Annotated in this window: 16 protein-coding genes; 6 read left to right on the forward strand and 10 right to left on the reverse strand. The window is 72.8% G+C overall.

Annotated elements, in window-relative coordinates; all coding sequences use genetic code 11:
* Position 1 precedes the first annotated feature (1 nt).
* From ABZ738_RS02405 to ABZ738_RS02420, 4 genes are all read right to left on the reverse strand, one after another.
* Complete coding sequence (locus tag ABZ738_RS02405; RefSeq protein WP_357210433.1) at positions 2 to 2,542, reverse strand: hypothetical protein; 2,541 nt, start codon at positions 2,540 to 2,542, stop codon at positions 2 to 4.
* Between the two features lie 77 nt (positions 2,543 to 2,619).
* Positions 2,620 to 2,931: a cupin gene (locus ABZ738_RS02410; RefSeq protein WP_131056599.1), complete on the reverse strand. Its 312-nt coding sequence runs from the start codon at positions 2,929 to 2,931 to the stop codon at positions 2,620 to 2,622.
* Positions 2,928 to 3,878, reverse strand: a complete 951-nt coding sequence (locus ABZ738_RS02415; protein WP_131056601.1) for an LLM class F420-dependent oxidoreductase — start codon at positions 3,876 to 3,878, stop codon at positions 2,928 to 2,930. The genes ABZ738_RS02410 and ABZ738_RS02415 overlap by 4 nt, the downstream gene beginning before the upstream one ends.
* A gap of 2 nt (positions 3,879 to 3,880) precedes the next feature.
* Complete coding sequence (locus ABZ738_RS02420) at positions 3,881 to 4,663, reverse strand: ABC transporter ATP-binding protein (protein WP_131056597.1); 783 nt, start codon at positions 4,661 to 4,663, stop codon at positions 3,881 to 3,883.
* A 268-nt stretch (positions 4,664 to 4,931) separates the two neighbouring features.
* Between ABZ738_RS02420 and ABZ738_RS02425 the strand changes: the two genes are divergently transcribed.
* Together ABZ738_RS02425 and ABZ738_RS02430 are read left to right on the forward strand one after the other, a co-directional pair.
* Positions 4,932 to 5,954 carry an ABC transporter substrate-binding protein gene (locus tag ABZ738_RS02425; protein ID WP_131056595.1) on the forward strand — a complete coding sequence of 341 codons (1,023 nt, stop codon included), beginning with the start codon at positions 4,932 to 4,934 and terminating at the stop codon, positions 5,952 to 5,954.
* Positions 5,955 to 6,059: 105 nt separating this feature from the next.
* Positions 6,060 to 6,920, forward strand: a complete 861-nt coding sequence (locus ABZ738_RS02430) for an ABC transporter permease (RefSeq protein ID WP_176095231.1) — start codon at positions 6,060 to 6,062, stop codon at positions 6,918 to 6,920.
* A 6-nt stretch (positions 6,921 to 6,926) separates the two neighbouring features.
* On the opposite strand, the gene ABZ738_RS02435 is transcribed toward ABZ738_RS02430, so the two are convergent.
* Positions 6,927 to 8,108, reverse strand: a complete 1,182-nt coding sequence (locus ABZ738_RS02435) for an ABC transporter substrate-binding protein (protein ID WP_131056511.1) — start codon at positions 8,106 to 8,108, stop codon at positions 6,927 to 6,929.
* Between the two features lie 447 nt (positions 8,109 to 8,555).
* Here ABZ738_RS02435 and ABZ738_RS02440 point away from each other — a divergent pair, with 447 nt between their 5' ends.
* From ABZ738_RS02440 to ABZ738_RS02455, 4 genes are all read left to right on the forward strand, one after another.
* Complete coding sequence (locus tag ABZ738_RS02440; RefSeq protein WP_357210439.1) at positions 8,556 to 11,672, forward strand: sensor histidine kinase; 3,117 nt, start codon at positions 8,556 to 8,558, stop codon at positions 11,670 to 11,672.
* The gene (locus tag ABZ738_RS02445) at positions 11,669 to 12,076 is read left to right on the forward strand and encodes a roadblock/LC7 domain-containing protein (protein ID WP_007465177.1); all 408 of its coding nucleotides are present in this window, start codon (positions 11,669 to 11,671) and stop codon (positions 12,074 to 12,076) included. Before ABZ738_RS02440 ends, ABZ738_RS02445 begins: the two co-directional genes overlap by 4 nt.
* 86 nt (positions 12,077 to 12,162) lie before the next feature.
* Positions 12,163 to 12,528 carry a DUF742 domain-containing protein gene (locus tag ABZ738_RS02450; RefSeq protein ID WP_117226208.1) on the forward strand — a complete coding sequence of 122 codons (366 nt, stop codon included), beginning with the start codon at positions 12,163 to 12,165 and terminating at the stop codon, positions 12,526 to 12,528.
* Complete coding sequence (locus ABZ738_RS02455) at positions 12,509 to 13,132, forward strand: ATP/GTP-binding protein (RefSeq protein ID WP_131055216.1); 624 nt, start codon at positions 12,509 to 12,511, stop codon at positions 13,130 to 13,132. The genes ABZ738_RS02450 and ABZ738_RS02455 overlap by 20 nt, the downstream gene beginning before the upstream one ends.
* A gap of 52 nt (positions 13,133 to 13,184) precedes the next feature.
* Here the strand turns inward: ABZ738_RS02455 and ABZ738_RS02460 are convergent, their stop codons facing one another.
* The 5 genes from ABZ738_RS02460 to ABZ738_RS02480 form a co-directional block, all read right to left on the reverse strand.
* Positions 13,185 to 14,273, reverse strand: a complete 1,089-nt coding sequence (locus ABZ738_RS02460) for a uroporphyrinogen-III synthase (RefSeq protein WP_131055218.1) — start codon at positions 14,271 to 14,273, stop codon at positions 13,185 to 13,187.
* On the reverse strand, positions 14,274 to 14,621 hold the full coding sequence (nirD, locus tag ABZ738_RS02465) for a nitrite reductase small subunit NirD (RefSeq protein ID WP_131055220.1): 348 nt from the start codon (positions 14,619 to 14,621) through the stop codon (positions 14,274 to 14,276). It abuts the gene before it with no gap.
* Positions 14,618 to 17,140: a nitrite reductase large subunit NirB gene (nirB, locus tag ABZ738_RS02470; RefSeq protein WP_131055222.1), complete on the reverse strand. Its 2,523-nt coding sequence runs from the start codon at positions 17,138 to 17,140 to the stop codon at positions 14,618 to 14,620. Before nirB ends, nirD begins: the two co-directional genes overlap by 4 nt.
* Positions 17,137 to 18,576 carry an FAD-dependent oxidoreductase gene (locus tag ABZ738_RS02475; protein ID WP_176095228.1) on the reverse strand — a complete coding sequence of 480 codons (1,440 nt, stop codon included), beginning with the start codon at positions 18,574 to 18,576 and terminating at the stop codon, positions 17,137 to 17,139. The genes nirB and ABZ738_RS02475 overlap by 4 nt, the downstream gene beginning before the upstream one ends.
* Before the next feature lie 76 nt (positions 18,577 to 18,652).
* Positions 18,653 to 20,875 carry a molybdopterin oxidoreductase family protein gene (locus ABZ738_RS02480; protein ID WP_357210446.1) on the reverse strand — a complete coding sequence of 741 codons (2,223 nt, stop codon included), beginning with the start codon at positions 20,873 to 20,875 and terminating at the stop codon, positions 18,653 to 18,655.
* Between the last annotated feature and the right edge of the window lie 10 nt (positions 20,876 to 20,885).

A 20,885-nucleotide genomic window follows, 5' to 3' on the forward strand; every position in this document is an offset into this window, starting at 1 on the left:
GCTACTCCCGGTGGTGCCGGCCGGTCGGCCGCAGTCGGCGGCGGGTCTCCTTCGGCAGCGGCTCGTCCTCGATCGACGGGCGGCCGAGCCCGGCCACCCAGTCCACGTACTCCTCGTCCTGCGCGGCGAGCGGTTCCTCCTGCTCCGCGGGCTCGGTCTCCGCGGGGCGGGGCCGGCTGCGCCGGAACAGTCCCCGGCGGCCCTTCTCCCGCTCGTGCTCCGGCGCGGCAGGCTCGGCACGGGGGACGGGCGGTCTGGTGAACGCGGCCGTCAGGTCGCGGGCGGCTGCCGCCGGGTCGGTGGAGACCGCCGGAGCGGCACTGGCGAAGGCCGCCGAGACGTCCCGGGCGGCTGCCGCCGGGTCGGGCCCGGTGGTGGAGTCGACCCGGTCGGCGGCGTCGTCCGACGGTCCGTCGGTGCCCGATCCGGTCGGCGGCGCGGTCTCGTCGGCCGGGTCGGGGCGGCGGGCCGGTGCGAAGGCGTTCCAGGACTCCGTCGTGTTCAGGTCGGGCAACGGGAGCCGGTGTCGGGGCCAGGGTGCGGTCTCCGGCCCTTCCGCCGGACGGGCCGCCGGTGTCACCGCCGCGTCCGGCAGACCGCCGTCGGTCGGTACCCCGTCGTCGTGCGCCGACGCGGGATCGGCGCCCGGCGGCACGGGCACGGTGTCGGCGGAATCCGTACCGCCGCTCTGGTTCGGCCCGTCCCAGGGCGGCGGCGTGTACGCGCTCGGGCTCGGATCGTCGAACGGGCTCGACGACCGGGCCTGGTCGCCGGACCGGGTTGCCGGCACGGCCCGGTTCGGCGGCTCGGCGAGGGGACGTGGCGTGCGGGTACGCCCGGGTGCCCGGCCCGCCGTCGGGGTGAGGTCACCGCCGTCGCCGACCGGGTCGGGCCCGCCTGACGACGGCCCGTTGATCGCGCCGGTCATCGGCTGGTCCGGACGTTCGGGACCGCTCGGCAGCGGGTCCGTCGCCTGGACGGCGAGGGCCGGTGTGCCGAGAGTGTCCAGGTCGACGGCGGTGGGCCGGGTGGCGCCGGGGCCGGCGTCGGTGACCGCGCCGGGGTCGGAGGTCGTGGTCGCGTCGCGGTCGGCCGTGGTCGCGTCGTGGTCGGTCTCGGGCGTCTCGTGGTCGGCACCGATGGCGGAATCGGGGGCCGCGTCGGAGACGTCGCCGCGAGCGGCGCCGTCGGAGAGGGGACCAGCAGCGGTGGAGCCGGTGTCCGCGTCCGACTCGTCCGGTCGTCCGCTGCCCGACGGGGTGCCGGTGGTCGACGGGGTGCCGGCGGTCGAGTCCTCCACTGCGGCGGAGGAAGTCCCGTCGGCGGCCGATGCGAGGTCGCCGTCGATGGTCGGGCCGGCGGCGATCGGGACGCCGGGCCTCGGCGAGGTGCCGGTCGGCGGTCCGTCCGGCGTGGCGGGCACCGGGGGAGCGGGCTCGCCGGGCCAGTGCCAGTGCGGTGGCGACACGTCGCCCGTGGCCGACAGGCCGGGGCTGGTGGTCGGCAGGCCGGGGCTGGTGTGCGTACCGCCGGGTGGGTCGGCCACCACGACGGCCCCGGCGGCGGCCCCGGTGCCGGCCGGACGGTCGGCGGGACGCGCGGCCGACGTCGGCAGGGTGGGGGAGGCCGGCAGAGGTTGCAGGATCGCGGTCGGTTCGATGGCGGTCCCGGCGCTGTCGGCGGTGTCGCGGTCGAGGACGGCGAGGGGGAGCAGCGCGGCGGCGGCCGACCCGAGGGCACCGACCGCGACCGTGATCAGGGCGCCGTAGTAGGGCGCGAGCTGGTATCGATCGCTCGCGTCGCCAGGACCGGCGGCCAGGTAGGCGAACGCCACCAGGATCGGCCCGGCCACCCCGCTCGGGCCGCTGATCAGCGGCGGCTGCCCGCGCCACCGCGCCAGGGCGCCGGTCGCGGCACCGGCCAGCAGTCCGATCAGCGGCAGGAGCAGCAGGGCCAACCGCTGCGCCGCGTCGGCGGAGAGCCAACTCGGTTCCAGCACGCCGAGGCGTACCGGGGTCAGTGGCCCGGTCGCGGCCAGCGACGGTGCGACGGACAGCAGCGCCAGCAGCCACACCGCGCCGGCGATGCCGGCCATGTTCCAGGCGAAGGCCGGCCGGAGCAGGGCGGCCAGCGCGGCGCCCGCGCCGACCACCGCACCGAGGACGGCGCAGATGGCGACGGCCCAGACCGGGTCGACCGAGACGAGTTCGACGGCGCGGGCCGGTCGCATGCACAGCGGCGCCACCACGACGGCTCCCAGCGCGGCGCTGCACGCCACGGCCAGTTGACGATGCGTACCGGTGAGCCCACCGTGGCGCTCGGCGAGACGTTCGGTGAGTACGGCGCCGACGACGGCGGCGTTCGCCGCGAACCACCCGGCCCAGACGAGTTGGGCCGGCCACTGGTTGACTGTGGTGCCGGTGAAGGCGCCGGTGAGGCGGAGAATGCCGAAGCCGAAGGCGACGCCCAGCTGACCGGCGGCGGCCAGCAGGCTGACGCCGAACGCCGTGAGCAGTAGCCGGCTCAAGGTCCGATGGGCCATGGTCGGCACGTTACGGTCCGTGGCGGCCGATCGCCACCGGCGCGCCGTGGGACGGCTGCTACCTGCGTCCGGCGGGTCTACTTGAGCTCGACCAGGCGAGCCAGGTATGTCGTGTCCCCGACGTTGGTCAGCATGTGCACCGCGCCCGGGTCGCGGTAGACCACGCCGCCGGTCGGCTCGTCCGCGTCGATCGTGGTGCCGTCGATGGTCTGCACCACGTTCTTCGCACCCTGCACCGCCACCACCAGATAGGGGTGGTCGTGCCGGTGCAGCGGCTGCCGCTCACCCGGCTCCAGCCGGATGTGCCAGACCCGGACCCGGTCGTTCTCGAAGACGACCTCCTGGCCCACCGGGCCGAGCGTGGGCAGGTCGAGGGGGGTCTCGGTCATCGGGTTCCCTCCAGTCGGGGCAGCACCTCGGCCGCGATCAGCTCCAGGTGGTCCAGGTCGTCGAGGTCGACCAACCGCAGGTGTACGCGGGCGGTGCCGACGGCCGCGAACTCGCCGATCCGGTCGACCAGTTGTTCCGGAGAGCCGACCACCGCCTCCTCGGGCGGGAGGGCGCTGGTCACGTGCAGTGGTGCCGCCCGTCGTCGGGCCTCCGCGTCGGTGCGTCCGATCGCCACCACGATGCCGGCGGAGAGCACCAGCGGTGCCCGGCCGGTGCCGGCGCGGTCGACCCGGTCGCACGCCTCGCGTACCCGCTCGTAGGACTCGGCGGTCCGGGCGACGTCGGTGAAGGGCACGTTGAACTCGTCGGCGAAGCGGGCCGCCAGGTCCGGGGTGCGCTTGGGACCGCGTCCGCCGATGATGATCGGCGGCCCCGGGGTCTGCACCGGCTTGGGCAGCGCCGGGGCGTCCACCAACTGGTAGTGGTCGCCGCTGTAGCTGTACGTGCTGCCCGACGGGGTCCGCCACAGTCCGGTGAGTACGTCGAGCTGCTCGGTGAGCCGGTCGAAGCGTTCGCTGGTGCCGGGGAACGGGATGCCGTACGAGGTGTGCTCGCGGGCGTACCATCCGGCGCCGATGCCCAGCTCGACCCGGCCGCCGCTCATCTGGTCCACCTGGGCGACCATCACCGCGAGCGGACCGGGCAGCCGGAAGGTCGCGGAGGTGACCAGGGTGCCGAGCCGGATCCGGCTGGTCTCCCGGGCGAGCGCGGCGAGCGTCAGCCAGGCGTCGGTCGGGCCGGGCAGCGCCGGCGCGTCACTCATCGACTGGTAGTGGTCGGCGCGGAGGAAGGCCTCGAAACCGCCGTCCTCGGCGAGTCGGGCGAAGCGGAGCTGGTCGTCGTAGCTGGCGCCCCGGTGCGGCTCGGTGAAGACGGTGACCCGCATGGTCACCGCCGCGTACCGGCGGTCGCGGGGTGGTCCCGCTCCATGAGCAGCTCGTGCAGGTCGGCGCTGACCTGGGCGACCTCCGCCAGGTGCGCGTGGCGGCCGAGGGTGCGGGGGCGGGGGATGGCCACGTCGACGATCTTGCGGACCCGGCCGGGGCGCGGACTGAGCACGATCACCCGGTCGGCCAGGAGTACCGCCTCGTCGATGGAGTGGGTGACGAAGACGACCGTGGCCCGGCTGCGCATGTGCACCCGCTGCAACTCCCCGGACAGTTCCTCCCGGGTGAGCGCGTCCAGCGCGGAGAAGGGCTCGTCCATCAGCATCACGCGGGGGTCGCCGATCAGGGACCGGCAGAGCGACACCCGCTGCTGCATGCCGCCGGACAGCTCGTGCGGCAGCCGCTTCTCGAAACCGGCCAGCCCGGCCACGTCGAGTAGTTGCCGGGCACGGTCCCGGTAGTCGGCGCGCTTCCAGCCGAAGATCTCCACCGGCAGCAGGACGTTGTCCAGCACGGTGCGCCACGGCAGCAGAGCCGGCCGCTGGAACAGCATGGCGATGTCGCGGCGCGGCTTGGTGACCGTTTCGCCACCCACGGTGATCTCGCCGGAGGTGACCGGGATCAGACCGGCGATCAGCCGGAGCAGGGTCGACTTGCCGCAGCCGGAGCGACCGAGGATGGCGACGAACTCGCCGTCGGCCACGTCGAGGTTGATGCCGCGCAGCGCCTCCACGCGGCCACTACGGCCGTCGAAGGTGCGCGAAACCTCGGACAGGCGGATCATCTCCGACGGCCTCCCTGAGTGAGTAGTCAGGATTCCGCCCAAAGGTTAGCGGTCTCCACCGTTATCTCACCGTCCGGGGTGGAGATGAGTTGTTTCCGTTCCGCAACCCGGTATGCCTGGCGTCGCAAAGGTGAGGTTCTCGTACGCTGTGCCCGCGAAGAGTCCCCTCGATACGCGGTGTCGGCTTCCGTCCCGGCTGCCGGTACCGCCCCAACATCCCCTCCCGGAGGCCCGCGACGCCTCCGGTGGGAAAGGACAAGGTGTACTGATGAGAAGGCTGACCCGTACGGTCGCCGCGGCCACGATGGCCACCGCGCTCGCCCTGGTCTCCGCGTGCGGCAGCGGCTCGGACGACGCTGACGACAACGTCGGCTCCTCGATGGAGCAGGTGACCTACCTCACCTCGTTCGGCAACTTCGGGCGTGACGCCTACGCCTGGGTGGCGAAGGAGAAGGGCTTCTTCAAGGACGCCGGCTTCGACGTGGACATCAAGCCCGGCCAGGGCACCAACGCCGTGATCCAGACGATCGTCGGCGGTCAGGCGCAGTTCGGCCCGATCGACCTGACCGGTGGTCTGCTCCAGCTCGGCAACGGCCAGGCCAAGGACTTCGTCGCGGTGGCGGCGATCCAGCAGCGCACGATGGCCGCCATCGCGACCGTCGAGGGCACCGGCATCAGCACGCCGAAGGACCTGGAGGGCAAGAAGCTCGCCGACACCCCCGGCTCGGTCGTCCGGAACCTCTTCCCGACGTACGCGCGGATGGCCGGCATCGACTACGACAAGGTGACCTGGGTCAACGGTGACGCCCAGACCCTGATGGGCACGCTGGCCTCCGGCTCGGTGGACGGCATCGGCCAGTTCGTCGTCGGTCAGCCCACCATCGAGGCGGTGACCAAGAAGAAGGCCGTCCTGCTGCCGTACAGCAACGTGATGCAGGACCTCTACGGCAACGTGCTGATCACCTCGAAGCAGGTCGCCACCGAGAAGCCGGAGATGGTCAAGCGGTTCACCGCGGCCCTGCTCAAGGGCCTGGAGTACGCCCTGGAGAACCCGCAGGAGGCCGCCGAGATCCTGGCCAAGAACGTCGAGGCCGTGGTGCCCGCCGCTGCCGCCGCCGAGCTGCAGCTGATGGCCGGGTACGTCCGGTCGAGCAACTCCGGTACCGCTCTGGGCACGCTGGACAGTGGCCGGGTGGCCAAGAGCATCGCGATCCTGCGCGGTGCCGGTGCGCTGAAGTCCGACCTCAGCCCGGACCAGATCATCGACTTCAACCTGGCCCCCAAGGCCTGAGGTCGACCAGTCCGTTCCAGTTCCACCGCGGGGTACGCCGTGCCGGTCAGCCGGTACGGCGTACCCCGATCCCGCGTCTGACCACCCGAACCGCAGGAGGATCCGATGACCGACGTCCGCTCACGGCAGCCGGAGGCGACGCCCGCCCCGGAGCCGGCCCCGGCCGCACCGCGTGGCCGGCGGTGGCGGCCGGGAGACCTGCGGGACGGCGCGACGTCCGCGCTGCTGCCAGCCGCCGGCCTGCTGATCGCCTTCAGTGTGTGGTGGCTGGTCGCCCGGCTGGAGCTGGTCCACCCGGCGGCCCTGCCGCCTCCCGGCGACGTGCTGACCGCGTTCCGCATGGGGCAGGACCGACTGCTCGAACACACCGTCACCACCACCGGCGAGATCCTGCTCGGCTTCCTGCTCTCGGCGGTGGCGGGTGTGCTGATCGGACTGTCGTTGGCCGCCTCGCGGACGGTCGAGCGGATGTTCACCCCGCTGCTGGTCGCCGTCAACGCGGTCCCGAAGATCACCCTGGGCCCGCTGCTGGTGGTGGCGCTCGGTTGGGGTCAGAAGCCCATCCTGACGATGGTCTTCCTGCTCTGCTTCTTCCCGATCGTGCTCTCCACCGCGACCGGCCTGACCACCACCTCGGCCGAGCTGGCCGAGCTGGTCCGGTCCTGGAACGCCTCCCGCTGGCAGGCGTTCCGTAAGGTCCGCTTCCCGGCCGCGCTGCCGCAGATCTTCGTCGGGCTCAAGGTCGCCATGCCGCTGGCCGCGATCGGCGCGGTGATCGGCGAGTTCCAGGCCGGTGAGGGTGGTCTCGGCTTCGTCATCCAGCAGTACGCGGGCATCGGTGACACCGCCACGGCGTGGGCGGCGATCATCCTCGTCGCCCTGGTCAGCATCCTGCTGTACACCGTGCTGGTGCTCGTCGAGCGTCGCAGCCTGCCCTGGGTGCGCGAGACCACCTCCAGCCGCTGACCCGGCTCAGCCGGCCAGACGCCACCGGCCGTTCCGGGCGACCAGCGTGGTGAGCGCCTGCGGCATCAGCCCGGAGTGGTTGTCCGGCGTCATCCGGATCGGTCCGGACAGGCCGTCCAACTGGGACGTCTCCAGCACGTCGCGGAGGCCGTCACGGTCGACCTGTCCGGCCGGGCCGCCGGAGCGCAGCTCGGCGTCGGCGATGAGCTGGACGGCGTCCGCCGCGAAGGAGGACGAGCCGTGGTAGCCGCCGAAGCGGGCGGTGTAGTCCTGGAACCACTGGCGGCGGGCGGCCTTCGCCGGGGTGGTCGCGATGACGTCGTCGATCACCATGGTCTGGGTGAACACCAGGGTCGCCCGCTCCACCGCCCGCGAGGCCGACCCGAGGAAGAGGTCACCGGCCGCGGCGGCGTCGAGGTAGAGCGCCCCGGAGAAGTTGGCCCGCTTCACCGCTGCGGCGGCGAGCATGGCCTGCTCCGGCGAGGTCCAGATGATGATCCCCTCCGGGTTGGCGGCGGCCAGCGTGCTGGCCTGCCCGTCCACCTCGGTGTCCGTGGCCCGGACCGAGGCCTGGGCCACCACCTGGATGCCGGCGTTGTCGAACTCGCGCTGCAGCGCGGTGACACCCTCCCGGCCGTACGTGTCCTCGGTGTGCAGAATGCCGATCGTGTCGATGCTGCGGCGGCGCAGTTCGACGGTGAGCGCGTCGGCACTGTCGGCTGCGTTCGGTGCCAATTTGAACACGTACCGTCGTTCTGCGACCGGACTCGTGATGGCGCCCGCCGCGGCGAGCGCGATGGTCGGGATCTGCTTTTCGTTGATGGTGCGCACCGCGCCGACCGCGCATTCGTTGCAGCCGCCCATGATGATGGCGCTGACCGCCGAATCGTTGCTGAAGTCCGCGATGTTTCGCAGCGACTCACTGGCGTCGGAACGATTGTCCTTCACCCGCAGATCGATCGACCGGCCGTTCAGCGCACCCGAGGCGTTCAACTGTTCGACCTTGAGTTCCAGTGCCTGCCGGTACGCCTTGCCGACCCCGGCCGCTGCTCCGGAGAGCTCCAGGTCGGCGGCGATGACGATCGGGCTCGTGTCCCTCGCCTCTCCGCCGAACTGGCAGCCGGCGAGCATGGAGGCCAGCAGGGTGGATGCGAGCGCCGTGGCGGTCGCGGAGCGGAAGGGGGTCAACTCAGTCCTCCTGGTGTGGCGCGGGCGGGGCCCGGTCACTGGTGTCGGCAACCGTCCACTGTGGATAATCGGGAAGGGTCTGCCGTACCGTGTGCGCGAAGCCTGCAAAACCTTGCCAATGCCGGGCGCTGCGGTCAAGCGGGACCACTGGAGGCGTTTCGGGACGCCGATCCCACATGTTGGGGTAACCAGATGTTTTCCGTTGCTCACTGTGGCGACATGCTTCGCCACTCTGGAGTTACATGCCCTGATCAGGGCGCTGTGGAAATGTAGGTATTAGTTGACCGGATCACGGGATGCGCGACGTCCGACCGATTCCTGCCCGCCTGCGGCTTCCCAAACACGATCTCGTCTGATGAAATCGCGGCCGTGCCGCGCGTGGCGCTGGCCGTCGCTCCATGCACGGATCGACGGGCCAGGCGTGGAGAAAACGACGGAGGCGATGTCGTGAGCACCGGACCGACGACCCTGCCCGCCAGCGGTGACGCCGTGCCGAAGGCGCCTCGCCGCCTGTTCCGGCTGCGTGACGCCCGGATCCGGTCCAAGCTGGCGCTGATTCTGGTCGTGCCGGTCGCCGCGGTCATCGCGCTGGCCACCGTCCGTCTCGTCTCTGTCGGCGAGGGCGCGTACGACGCCACCCAGGCCCGATCGCTGACCGCACTGTCCATCAACATCTCCGCGCTCACCAACGACCTGCACGCCGAACGGATGGCGGCAGCGGCCTACCTGGCCCAGCCGCAGCCGCAGGCCGACGCGTACAACCTCCGGGTCCGGCAGACCCAGCAGCGGATCGAGGCGTACCGCGCGGAGCGGTCCAAGGTCGGTGAGGTGCCCAGCGCGGTCGGCGACCGCCTACGGACCATCGACACGCACCTGGACACGCTGGACGGCACCCGGCAGGAGGTGCTCGACCGTTCGCAGATGGAGGTCGCCGAGGCGGCCCTGCGGTACGGCGTGGTCCTGTCCGACCTGGTCGCCTACGGCGACGGCCTGGCCCAGTTGCCGGGTGAGGAGCGGTTGGCCGACACCCGCCGCGCGGTGGCCGCCTTCGCCCGCGCGAAGGCCGCCGTCGCCGAGGAGGAGTCGATCGCCTTCACGGCGCTGACCCGTGGCCGGCTGGACAACGAACAGTTCTCCGCGTTCGTGGCCACCCTGACCGGCCAGCAGGAGGCGCTGCTGGCCTTCTCGCTGGCCGCCGACCCGGCCCAGCGGGCCCTGGTCGAGAGCACCGTCTCCGGTGACGCGGTGGTGCTGGCCGACCGGATCGCCACCGACATCAGCCGCTCGGTGGGCAACCGCTCGCCGGTCAGCGCGCAGGACGCCACCGCAGCGATCGGCGCGGTCAACGAGCTGATGCGCTGGGCCGAGATCGAGCTTCAGGACCAGTTGCTCGCCCAGGCCGAACAGGCACGGACGGACGTCATCCGGCAGGCCATCGTCGAGTCGACGCTGGTGCTGCTCACCCTGATCATCGCGGTGACGCTGGCCGTGGTGCTGGCCCGTTCGCTGAACCACTCGCTGCGCCGGCTGCGTGAGGGTGCGCTCTCGGTGGCCAACCACGACCTGCCCGAGGCGGTGCGCCGCCTCCAGGGCATGGGCAACGTCAGCGACGGCAGCGTCGACGAGATCGTCCGCGAGGTACGCGACCCGATCCAGCTCAACAACCGCGACGAGGTGGGACAGGTCGCCTTGGCCTTCAACGTCGTACACCGTGAGGCGGTCCGGGTCGCGGCCGAACAGGCGGCCCTGCGGACCAGCGTCTCGGCGATGTTCCTCAACCTGGCCCGGCGCAGTCAGACCCTGGTCGACCGGATGATCGGTGAACTCGACGCGATCGAACGTGGCGAGGAGGACCCGAAGCGGCTCGCCCAGCTCTTCGAGCTCGACCACCTCGCCACCCGGATGCGCCGCAACGACGAGAACCTGCTGGTGCTGGCCGGCGCGGACTCGGCCGTGCCGCGTCGCGACGACGCGTTGCTGGTGGACGTGCTGCGCGCCGCGCAGTCCGAGGTGGAGCTCTACAACCGGATCGAGTTCGGCACCGTCGACACCGACGTCTCGGTGGCCGCGCACGCGGTCAACGACGTCGTGCGGCTGGTGGCCGAGCTGCTCGACAACGCCACCCGCTTCTCGCCGCCGAACACCACCGTGGTCGCCGACGGCCGCCGCATCCGCGACTACGTGCTCATCCAGATCGAGGACCGGGGCCTCGGGCTGAGCGACGAGCAGCTCGACTCGCTCAACCGCCGGCTCGCCGCGCCGTCCACCGTCGACGTGGCCGCCTTCCGGCTGATGGGTCTCGCGGTGGTCAGCCGCCTCGCGGCCCGCTACAGCATCCGGGTCGAGCTGCGCCGCAACGTCGAGGGCGGCACCGTGGCGCAGATCACCCTGCCGGCCTCGACGGTGATCCTGCCGAGCCTGCGGGGCCGCGACCAGATCACCCGGCCGCGTCAGCCGCTCGCCGTCGAGCAGACCCCGACGCCGCCGGCCCCCAGTGAGCCGCTCACCGGCACCGGTCGTACCAACCTCGCCACGTTGACCGAGCGGTGGCGCGACACCACCCCCTCGTCGGCGCCGTGGCCGACCGCGAACCCGGCCCCGACCCCGGAGCCGCCGGCCCCGCCGGCCCGTACCGCACCGCCCGCCTTCGCGGGGGGGTTCAACGCCGGCACGCCGACGGTCGCCCAGCCGTCACTCGATCCGCTGCCGCAGCGGAGCGCACCGCCCGCCGCCCGGCCCGACCCGGCGCTGCCGGCCGGTCCGGTCGCCGGGGCACCGATGAGCGCACCGACCGCGTTCGGTGTGGGTGCGACCCCGCAGACCGACACCCCCTTCCGTGGCTTGGGCGCCAGCCTGGCCGCCACGGCACCACAGGCCACCGCGCCGATCACCGCCCCGCCGGAACCCCAGGCCGAGGCGCCGATCTTCCGCGAGATGGAGGCGGTCTGGTTCCGTTCGCACGGCAACGACGCCACCGCCATCTTCAGCCGACCGCAGTTCGACGAGCCGCCGCAGCCGGCTGCCGGCCCACCCGCGCCGGCCGTCGAGCCGACTCGGGGACGGAGCCCGTTGCCCACACGTACACCCGGGGCGGCTGCCGCCGCGCAGCCCGCGCCGCCACCCGCGTACCAGTCGTCACCGGCCGCGTCGACCGCGACGACCGCCGCGACCACGCCACTGCCCACGGTGACTCCGCCCGCCGCGCCACCACCGGCGGCACCGCCACCGGCCACCTCGGCCACGCCGCCCCCGGCGCCGTCGCCGGCGGCCCCGCAGGCCTCGGAGTCCGACGCCTGGCGGACCGCGGCCGACGACGGCTGGACGCGGGCCAGCAAGGCGGCCGAGCCGACCCCGGCCGGCACCACCCGGTCCGGACTGCCCAAGCGGGTGCCGCAGCAGCAGCTCGTCCCCGGTGGGATCGAGCCCCGCAGCGGACGTGAGCGCAGCCGCCGTACGCCGGACGAAGTACGCGGTCTGCTCTCGGCCTACCACCGTGGCGTGCAGCGCGGACGGACGGCCGGAGCGAGCCAGGACAGCACCTCGACCAAGGAGACGAGCCGATGAACAGGCCAGCGGCCATGCAGGACATGGGTTGGCTGCTCACCAACTTCGCCGACAGCGTGGCGGGTATCGCCCACGTGGTGGCGGTGTCCGCCGACGGACTGCTACTCGCTTCCTCCCGTGACCTGCCGGGGGACCGGGCGGACCAGCTCGCCGCGATCACCTCCGGCGTGGTGAGCCTGACCGAGGGCGCCGCGCGGATGTTCAGTGCCGGCGGGGTGCTGCAGACGGTCATCGAGATGGACAGCGGCTACCTGTTCCTGATGTCGATCAGCGACGGGTCGTCGATGGCCGTGCTCGCGGCGCGAAGCTGCGACGTCGGGCAGGTGGGCTACGAGATGGCACTGCTGGTCGAGCGGGTCGGCGCGGCGCTGGTGCCGCTGCCCCGGGACGCGGTGCGGTCATAACAGGGACAGGACCGGCGCAACCCCGCGCCGGTACGGAGGAGATCCGGTGGCGACATGCCGGCGGAGGGGAGAGGAGGTGATCGCGGATGGAGCAACACCGACGTGACCCGCGTGGTGCACTGGTGCGGCCGTACGCGGTCACCCGGGGACGGACCGAGCCGCGGCAGGACATCGCCTTGGAAGCGGTGCTGGTCGCCAGCCCCACCCAGATCGCCGAGTCGCGGTTTGCCGGGCATGACAAGCATCGCATCGCCATGGTCTGCGAGAGCCGGCCCGAATCGCTGGCGGAAATCGCCGCGTACACCCGGCTACCGCTGGGTGTCGCCCGGGTGTTGGTCGCCGACATGGTGGCCGAGGGCCTGTTGACGCTACAGACGGCCGCTCCCGCCACAGGTTTCGAGGAGCGGATGGAAATGCTGGGAAGGGTGCTGAGTGGACTTCGCGAGCTATGACCCCGCCGGGGCCCGCCAGAGCCGGGGAATCATCTCCGCGAAGATCGTCGTCGCGGGTGGCTTCGGTGTCGGCAAGACCACGTTGGTCGGGGCGATCTCGGAGATCACACCGCTGACCACCGAGGCGGTGATGACCGCAGCGGGCGTCGGTATCGACGACCCGTCCAAGGTGCCGGGCAAGGAGACCACCACGGTCGCCATGGACTTCGGCCGTATCACCATGGCACAGGACCTGATCCTGTACCTCTTCGGCACACCTGGGCAGACCCGGTTCTGGTTCATGTGGGACGAGATCATTCGGGGCGCGGTGGGTGCCACGGTGCTGGTGGACACCCGCCGGATCACCGACGCGTTCGCTCCGCTCGACTACTTCGAGAGCCGCAAGCTGCCGTACGTGGTCGCGCTGAACCGGTTCGACGGCGCGCAGCAGTACGAACTGGAGGAGGTCCGCGAGGCGCTGGCCATCTCGCCGGACGTACCGCTGGTGCTGACCGACGCCCGGCAGCGGGACTCGGTCAAGCGGGTGCTGATGACCGTCGTCGAGCACGCCATGGCGCGGTTGCAGGCCGAACACGACCGGGGCTTTCCGACCCCGGTGGGCTGAGTGTCGGCGGGAGCCCGTCGGTGGACCTCCACCGGCGGGCTCCCGCGTACGGTCAGTCGACCCGGAGTCGGTACCCGCGTTTGACGACCGTCTGCACCACCCGGGGGGCCTTCAGCCCGGCCCGGAGCCGGGCCACCGCCATCTCCACCGCGTGCTCGTCGGCGCCACGCGGCAGGGTCCGCAACAGGGCGGTACGCGACAGCACCCGACCCGGTGTCTGGGCCAGTGCCCGCAGCACCGCCATCGGTGCCGGGGCCAGCGGTCTCAGGTCACCGTCCATCACCGCCGCGTGGCCCCGCAACGTGAGCAGGTGTCCGGCGGCCTTGATGGTGACCGTCCGGCGGGGCAACTCGTCGACGATGGTGCGGACCAGCGCACCCAACCTCGCCCGGCTCGGCGCGCTCACCGGCACGCCCCGGCGTACCAGCGGCTCGGCGGTGACCGGGCCGACGCAACTGGCCAGCACGTCACCGCGCAGGGCCTCCAGCACCGTCTCCGTCCGGTCACCGGCGGCCCGCAGCAACGCCTCCGCGGCCGGTGCCGAGGTGAACGTGACCGCGTCCACCAACCGGCTGGCCACCAGGTCGACCAGCCGGTGCAGCGGGGCCGGGTCGGTCGGCGGGGCCCACCGGTAGACCGGGATCTCGATGACCGTGGCACCGGCGTCCTCCAGAGCGCGGGTGCACTCCGGTTGCCGCTCGCCGTGCAACTGCATGGCGATCACCTGCCCGGCGACTCCCCGCCGACGCAGGTGGTCCACCACCTCGTCGCAGCTCTCCGACTCCGGGGACCACTGGTCGTGCAGCCCGGCGGCGCGGATCGCCCCCCGGGCCTTCGGCCCCCGGGCCACCACGTACGCGCCGCCGAGCACGGAGCGCAGCGGCTCGGCCAGGCCCCAGCCCTCGGCCGCCTCCAGCCACCCGCGCATGCCGATCCCGGTGTTGGCCATCAACACGTCCGGTGGCCGGTCGAGGCAGGTACGGGTCGCCTCGCGCAACTCGGTGTCGTCGGCGAGCGGCACGATCCGCAGGGCGGGAGCGAGCACCACCCGGGCACCGCGCCGTTGCAGTAGCGCGGCGAGTTCGTCCCGCCGTCGGTCGGCGGTCACCCCGATGGTGAAGCCGGCCAGTTCCTCGCCCATTCACCCCTCCTGTCGCAGCCGCACCTCGACCATGCCGTTCCGGCAACGGATCTCGTGCCGGGCCACGGCGACGCCGGGCAGGTCGAGACAAACCCCCGTGCGCAGGTCGTACACCTGCTTGTGCAGCGGCGAGGCGACCGTCGGCACGCCCTGCCGGCTGCCCACGATGCCCCGGGACAGCACGTACGCCTCGGCGACCGGGTCGCGGTTGTCGATCGCGTACAACCCGTCTCCGGTGCGGAAGACCGCCACCTGCACCCCGTCGACGAGGGCGGCGACGCCCCGGTCCGGGTCCAGCCGGTCCAGCGGGCAGACCACGTGCCAGCGCAGCGTCGTCGCGATGCTCATCGCCGTACCTCCGGCAGGCCGAGGGTGACCGGCTGGCGGCCGTCGGGTGCGGGTGGTCGGCCGCCGACCGGGACGGGTTGTCCGCGTTCGGTGGCGAAGGTGATCGACGGATCGGGTACGTCCGGCGCGTTCACGAAGGAGGTGAAGCGGCGCAGCCGGTCCGGGTCGTCGAGCACGTCCCGCCACTCGTCCGAGTAGGACGTGACGTGTCGGGCCATCGCGGCGTCCAGGTCCGCGCAGAGGCCGAGCGAGTCGTCGACGATCACCGAGCGGAGGTGGTCGAGCCCGCCCTCCATCGCCTCGATCCAGACGGCGGTGCGTTGCAGCCGGTCTGCGGTGCGGACGTAGTACATCAGGAACCTGTCGATCGTCCTGATCAGCGCCTCGGTGGAGAGGTCGGTGGCGAACAGGTCGGCGTGCCGGGGCCGGAAGCCTCCGTTGCCGCCGACGTAGAGGTTCCAGCCGGTCTCGGTGGCGATGATGCCGAAGTCCTTGCTGCGGGCCTCGGCGCATTCCCGGGCGCAGCCGGAGACCGCTGACTTGAGCTTGTGTGGCGCGCGGAGTCCCCGGTACCGCAGCTCCAGGGCGACGGCCAGTCCGACGGCGTCCTGCACCCCGTACCGGCACCAGGTGGAGCCGACGCAGGACTTCACCGTCCGCAGCGCCTTGCCGTACGCGTGCCCGGACTCGAAACCGGCGTCGACCAGCCGACGCCAGATCTGCGGCAACTGGTCGACCCGGGCGCCGAACAGGTCGATCCGCTGCCCGCCGGTGATTTTGGTGTAGAGCCGGAAGTCGCGGGCCACCTCACCGATCACGATCAGCTTCTCCGGGGTGATCTCCCCGCCCGGGATCCGCGGCACCACCGAGTAGCTGCCGTCCCGTTGCAGGTTCGCCAGGAAGTGGTCGTTGGTGTCCTGCAACGACGCCTGCTCGCCGTCGAGGATGTGCCCGTTGCCGAGCGAGGCGAGGATCGAGGCGACGACCGGCTTGCAGATGTCGCAGCCCCGCCCCCGGCCGTGCTCGGCGATCAGCCGGGAGAACGTCCGGATGCCGCGTACCCGGACGATGTCGAACAGCTCCTGCCGGCTGACGTCGAAGTGCTCGCACAACGCCCGGGACTGGACCACACCGGCCGCGTCGAGCAACTGTTTGAGCATCGGGACGCACGAACCGCAACTGGTGCCGGCCCGGGTGCACGCCTTCAGCGCCGGCACGTCCGCGCAGCCGCCCGCGATCGCCGCGTCGACGTCGCCCCGGGTGACCGCGTTGCAGGAACAGACCTGGGCGGACGCCGGCAGCGCGCCCGCCGTCGCGCCCGCCGCCTGCTCCGGGGCGAGCAACGCCAGCGGCGCGGCCGGCAACGGCCCGCCGACGCTGGCCCGCAACGTCGGGTACGCCGACGCGTCACCCACCAGCACGCCGCCGAGAAGCGTCGTCGCGTCGTCGGAGAGCACCAGTTTGGCGTAGACCCGGGTGGCCGGATCGGTCCAGGTCACGTCCAGGCAACCCGGCGTGGTGCCGTGCGCGTCACCGAAGGAGGCCACGTCGACGCCGAGCAGCTTCAGCTTGGTGGCGGTGTCCGCACCCGGGAAGGTGGCCTCCCCGCCGACCAGCCGATCCGCCACCACCTCGGCCATCGCGTACCCGGGGGCGACCAGGCCGTAGCAGGTGCCCTGCACCGCCGCGCACTCGCCGACCGCGTAGATCCGCTCGTCGGAGGTGCGGCAGGCGTCGTCGACCAGCACCCCACCGCGCGGGCCGACCTCCAGTCCGGCCGCACGGGCCACCTCGTCGCGGGGACGGATGCCGGCGGCCACCACCACCACGTCGGCGTCGAGCAGCGTGCCGTCGGCCAGCTCCAGGCCGCCGACCGCGCCGTCCGGGCCGGGTCGCAACGCGGTGGTCGCCACCCCCAGGTGACAGGCCACCCCCAACTCCTCGACGTAGCGGCGCAGCATCGCGCCACCGGCGGTGTCGACCTGCACCGGCATCAGCCGGGGCGCGAACTCCACCACGCGGGTGGCCAGACCGAGCAGGCGCAGCGCGTTCGCCGCCTCCAGGCCGAGCAGACCGCCGCCGATCACCGCGCCGGTGCGTCGGCCCCGGGCGTGCTCGCGGATCGCCGCGAGGTCGTCCAGCGTCCGGTAGACGAACACCCCCGGCAGGTCCGTACCCGCCACCGGCGGCACGAACGCCGACGACCCGGTGGCCAGGACCAGCACGTCGTACGGGTGCTCGCCGGTCGCCGTGGACACCACCCGACGGGCCCGGTCCACCCCGGTGGCCGCCTCGCCGAGGCGCAACTCGACGCCGTCGTGCGGGGTGTGCAGGTTCAACTCGTCCGCGTCGGCCCCGTCGAAGAACGCGGAGAGCCGCACCCGGTCGTACGCGGGTCGGGTCTCCTCGGCGAGGACGGTGACCCGCCACCGTCCCCCCGGGTCGCGTGACCGCACCGCGTCGACGAACCGTTGCCCGACCATGCCGTTGCCGATCACGACCACGTTGCCACCGGTCATCGTCCCACCTCCACCGGATCCGATCTGGACAACCAGTCGACGATGCCGGCGACCGCGTCGCGGCAACCGCCGCAGCCGGTCCCGGCCCTGGTCCGGGCGACGACCTCGTCGACGGTCCGGGCTCCGCCGCGCCAGCAGGCCACCAGCGCGCCCTTGCTGACCGTGTTGCACTGACACACCGTGGCCGCGTCCGGCATCAACGCCGGGGAGGCGGCCGGAGCCGCGACCGCACCACCGAGCGACCGGCCCAGCAGCAGCGCCCGTCGGTCGGCGGGGACCGGTTGACCCCGGTCGAACAACTGGACGACGGTGCCCACCGACGGGTTGTCGCCGAGCAGGATCGCGCCGGCCAGCCGCTCGTCGTGGATCCGCAACCGGGCGTACGTGCCACGGGCCGGGTCGGCGAAGGTCAGCTCCTCGCCCGGGCCGCCGGTCGGGTCGCCCATCGAGGCAAGGTCGATGCCGGCCGCCTTGAGCCGGGTCACCACCGGCCGGGGCCGGTACCGGGCCGACGGATCCTCGCCGGTCAGCAGGTGTGCGACCACCCGGGCCTGCGCCCAGGCCGGTGCCACCAGCCCCGTCGGCGCGGAGCCGTGCTGCGCGCAGTCGCCGATCGCCGAGACCCGTGGATCGCCGGTCCGCAGTCGGTCGTCGACCCGCACACCCCGGTCCACCGCCAGTCCGGCCGCCTCGGCCAGGGCGGTCTCCGGGCGTACCCCGCAGGCGAGCACCAGCAGGTCGGCGTCGAGGCACCGGCCGTCGGACAGCTCCAGGCGTACCCCGGAGGCGTCGGCCGCGAGCGCCGTCGGCGTGACGGCCAGGTGGGTGGTCACCCCCAGGTCGGCGAGCGTACCGGCCAGCATCGTGGCGGCCACGGCGTCGAGCTGCCGCTCCATCAGGTACGGCACCCGGTGCACCACCGCGACGCCGAGCCCCCGGGCGGCGAGCCCCCGGGCCGCCTCCAGGCCGAGCAGCCCGCCCCCGAGCACCAGCGCCCGCCGGGCACCCCGGGCCGTCGCGATGATGCGCCGGCAGTCGTCCAGCGTGCGGAACGCGACCACCCGGTCCGGCAGGTGGGCCGCATCGAGACCGGGCAACGGCGGCACGACCGCCCGCGCACCCGTGGCGAGCACCAGATGGTCGTAACGGATCCGGTCGCCGTCGTCGGTGCGTACCTCCCGGGCGGCCCGGTCGACGGCCCGGACGGTGACCCCGGTGCGGACGTCGACCCCCCGCCCGGCCGCCTCCGCCAACTCCACGTCCAGCTCGCTGATCTTGCCGGTGAGCAGCGTGGACAACATGATCCGGTTGTACGCCCGATGCGGCTCCGCGCCGAGCACGGTGACCTTGAGGTCCCCGCCCCGCCCGCGCAGCTCGCTCGCCAACCGGGCACCGGCCATCCCGTTGCCGACCACGACCACCCGATCGCCGCTCATGGCAACACTCCGCTGCGCTCCGCGTCGCCATGAGGCTTGTCCGCACTGTGCTGCTGATTCGCTCGCTGGTGCTCGCTCATGCCGTCACTCCGCTGCGCTCCGCGTCGCCTGGTGCGACCTTCTCCAGGCGGACGGCGCAGATCTTGAACTCGGGCATGCCGGAGATCGGGTCGACCGCGTCGTTGGTGACGGAGTTGGCCCGTGCCGCGCCGGCCCAGTGGAACGGCGCGAAGACGGTGTCCGGCCGGATCGCCGGACTCAGCCGGGCAGGCGCCCGGAACTCGCCTCGCCGGGAGACCACCCGGATCGGTTCGCCGTCGGCCACCCCGAGCCGATCGGCCAGATCCGGGTGCAGCTCCACGAACGCGTCGGGGGCGGCCCGGCGCAGCGCCGCCACCCGCCGGGTCTGTGTGCCGGACTGGTATTGGGCGAGTACCCGGCCGGTGGTGAAGTGCAGCGGGTACTCCGGACAGACCTCCTCGGCCGCCGGCCGGTGCTCCACCGGGTGGAACCGGGCCAGCCCGTCCGGGGTGGCGAAGCGGTCCGCGAAGAGTCGGGGCGAGTCCGGCCCGTCGCTGCGTGGGCAGGGCCAGAACACCCCGTCCGCCTCGTCGATGCGGTCCCAACTGATGCCGGCGTAGTCGGCGAGCCCGCCCGCCGAGGCCCGCCGCAGTTCCTCGAACACCGCCTGCGGATCGGCCTCCGGCACACCCGCTCCCGCGTCGTCGCTCGCGTCCGCGCCGGGTGTTAGGAGGGGACCCTTGCTATGCACGAGGCGATAGGAAGGGGCCCTTCCTTTCAGAAGGTCCTCGATGGCGGCGAGGATGGCGAGGTCGGTGCGGACACCGGTCGGCGGGGGGCGGAGCGCGCGTCGGCGCAGCACCCGTCCCTCCAGGTTGGTCATGGTGCCGTCCTCCTCGGCCCACTGCGCCGTGGGCAGCACCACGTCGGCCAGCGCGGCGGTCTCGGAGAGCAGGAAGTCGGCGACGACGAGCAGGTCCAGGTCGCGCAGCCGGCTCTCGATCCGGGCCGCGCGCGGTGCGGAGACCACCGGGTTGGAGCCGAAGACCAGCAACGCCCGGGGTCCGTCCGCGGTGCCCAGTGAGTCCAGCAACCGGTACGCCGGCACGCCCGGACCGGGCAGCTCGTCCGCGGGTACGCCCCAGACCTCCGCGACGTGTGCCCGGGCCGCCGGATCGTCGATCCTGCGGTACCCGGGTAGCTGGTCGGCCTTCTGCCCGTGCTCCCGGCCGCCCTGGCCGTTGCCCTGCCCGGTCAGGCAGCCGTACCCGGAGCCGGGCCGGCCGGGCAGGCCGAGGGCGAGCGCCAGGTTGACGAAGGCGGTGACCGTGTCGACGCCCTTGGCGTGCTGTTCGGCGCCCCGGGCGGTGAGGATGATCGCCCGTTCGGCGGTGCCGAGGGCGCGGGCGGTCGCCTCCAGGTCGGCCACGGGTACGCCGGATAGCGCCTCGGCCCGAGCCGGCCACCAGCCCGCCACGGCACGGCGTACGTCGGTGAAACCGTTGGTGCGGGTGGCGACGTACGACCCGTCGACGTAGCCCTCGGTCAGCACGGTGTGCAGCAGGGCGTTGGCCACCGCCAGGTCGGTGCCGGGCAGGGGTTGCAGGTGCAGGTCGGCCTGCCGGGCGGTGGCGGTGGCGCGCGGGTCGATCACGATCAGCGTGCCGCCGCGTTCCCGCTGTTCGGTGAGCCAGCGCACCAGCGGTGGCATCGTCTCGGCCGGGTTCGCGCCGACCAGCAGCAGGGTGTCCGCCCGGCCCAGGTCGGCGAGCGGGAACGGCAGTCCCCGGTCGACGCCGAAGGCCCGCATCCCGGCTGCGGCGGCCGAGGACATGCAGAACCGTCCGTTGTAGTCGATGTGTCGGGTACGCAGCGCCACGCGGGCGAACTTGCCCAGTGCGTACGCCTTCTCGTTGGTGAGCCCGCCGCCGCCGAAGACGGCGACGGCGTCGCGGCCGTGCCGCTGCTGTACCTCGCCCAGCCCGGTGACGATGCGGTCCAGCGCCGCCTCCCAGCTCGCCGGTACGAGTCGGCCGGTGGCCGGGTCGCGCAGCAGCGGGGTGGTCAGCCGGTCGGGGTGGTCGAGCAGCTCGGCGGAGGTCCAGCCCTTCTGGCAGAGGCCGCCCCGGTTGGTCGGGAAGTCCCGGGGGTGTACGGAGATCCGGTCCTCGTCCTGGCGCAGGGTCATCCCGCACTGGAGGGCGCAGTACGGGCAGTGCGTCGCCACCTCCCGGGGTGTTTCCCCCGATCGAGTCGCCGACCGTGCACCGTCTGTCATGTCGGCAAAG

It is taken from the genome of Micromonospora sp. NPDC047793 (genome assembly GCF_040642635.1).
Lineage (GTDB): Bacteria > Actinomycetota > Actinomycetes > Mycobacteriales > Micromonosporaceae > Micromonospora.

Bases quoted from the DNA above. Each gene is read 5' to 3' on its own strand.
- ABZ738_RS02405 (WP_357210433.1), bottom strand. From the start codon at position 2,542: ATGGCCCATCGGACCTTGAGCCGGCTACTGCTCACGGCGTTCGGCGTC.
- ABZ738_RS02410 (WP_131056599.1), bottom strand. From the start codon at position 2,931: ATGACCGAGACCCCCCTCGACCTGCCCACGCTCGGCCCGGTGGGCCAG.
- ABZ738_RS02415 (WP_131056601.1), bottom strand. From the start codon at position 3,878: ATGCGGGTCACCGTCTTCACCGAGCCGCACCGGGGCGCCAGCTACGAC.
- ABZ738_RS02420 (WP_131056597.1), bottom strand. From the start codon at position 4,663: ATGATCCGCCTGTCCGAGGTTTCGCGCACCTTCGACGGCCGTAGTGGC.
- ABZ738_RS02425 (WP_131056595.1), top strand. From the start codon at position 4,932: ATGAGAAGGCTGACCCGTACGGTCGCCGCGGCCACGATGGCCACCGCG.
- ABZ738_RS02430 (WP_176095231.1), top strand. From the start codon at position 6,060: ATGACCGACGTCCGCTCACGGCAGCCGGAGGCGACGCCCGCCCCGGAG.
- ABZ738_RS02445 (WP_007465177.1), top strand. From the start codon at position 11,669: ATGAACAGGCCAGCGGCCATGCAGGACATGGGTTGGCTGCTCACCAAC.
- ABZ738_RS02450 (WP_117226208.1), top strand. From the start codon at position 12,163: ATGGAGCAACACCGACGTGACCCGCGTGGTGCACTGGTGCGGCCGTAC.
- ABZ738_RS02460 (WP_131055218.1), bottom strand. From the start codon at position 14,273: ATGGGCGAGGAACTGGCCGGCTTCACCATCGGGGTGACCGCCGACCGA.
- nirD (WP_131055220.1), bottom strand. From the start codon at position 14,621: ATGAGCATCGCGACGACGCTGCGCTGGCACGTGGTCTGCCCGCTGGAC.
- nirB (WP_131055222.1), bottom strand. From the start codon at position 17,140: ATGACCGGTGGCAACGTGGTCGTGATCGGCAACGGCATGGTCGGGCAA.
- ABZ738_RS02475 (WP_176095228.1), bottom strand. From the start codon at position 18,576: ATGAGCGGCGATCGGGTGGTCGTGGTCGGCAACGGGATGGCCGGTGCC.
- ABZ738_RS02480 (WP_357210446.1), bottom strand. From the start codon at position 20,875: ATGACAGACGGTGCACGGTCGGCGACTCGATCGGGGGAAACACCCCGG.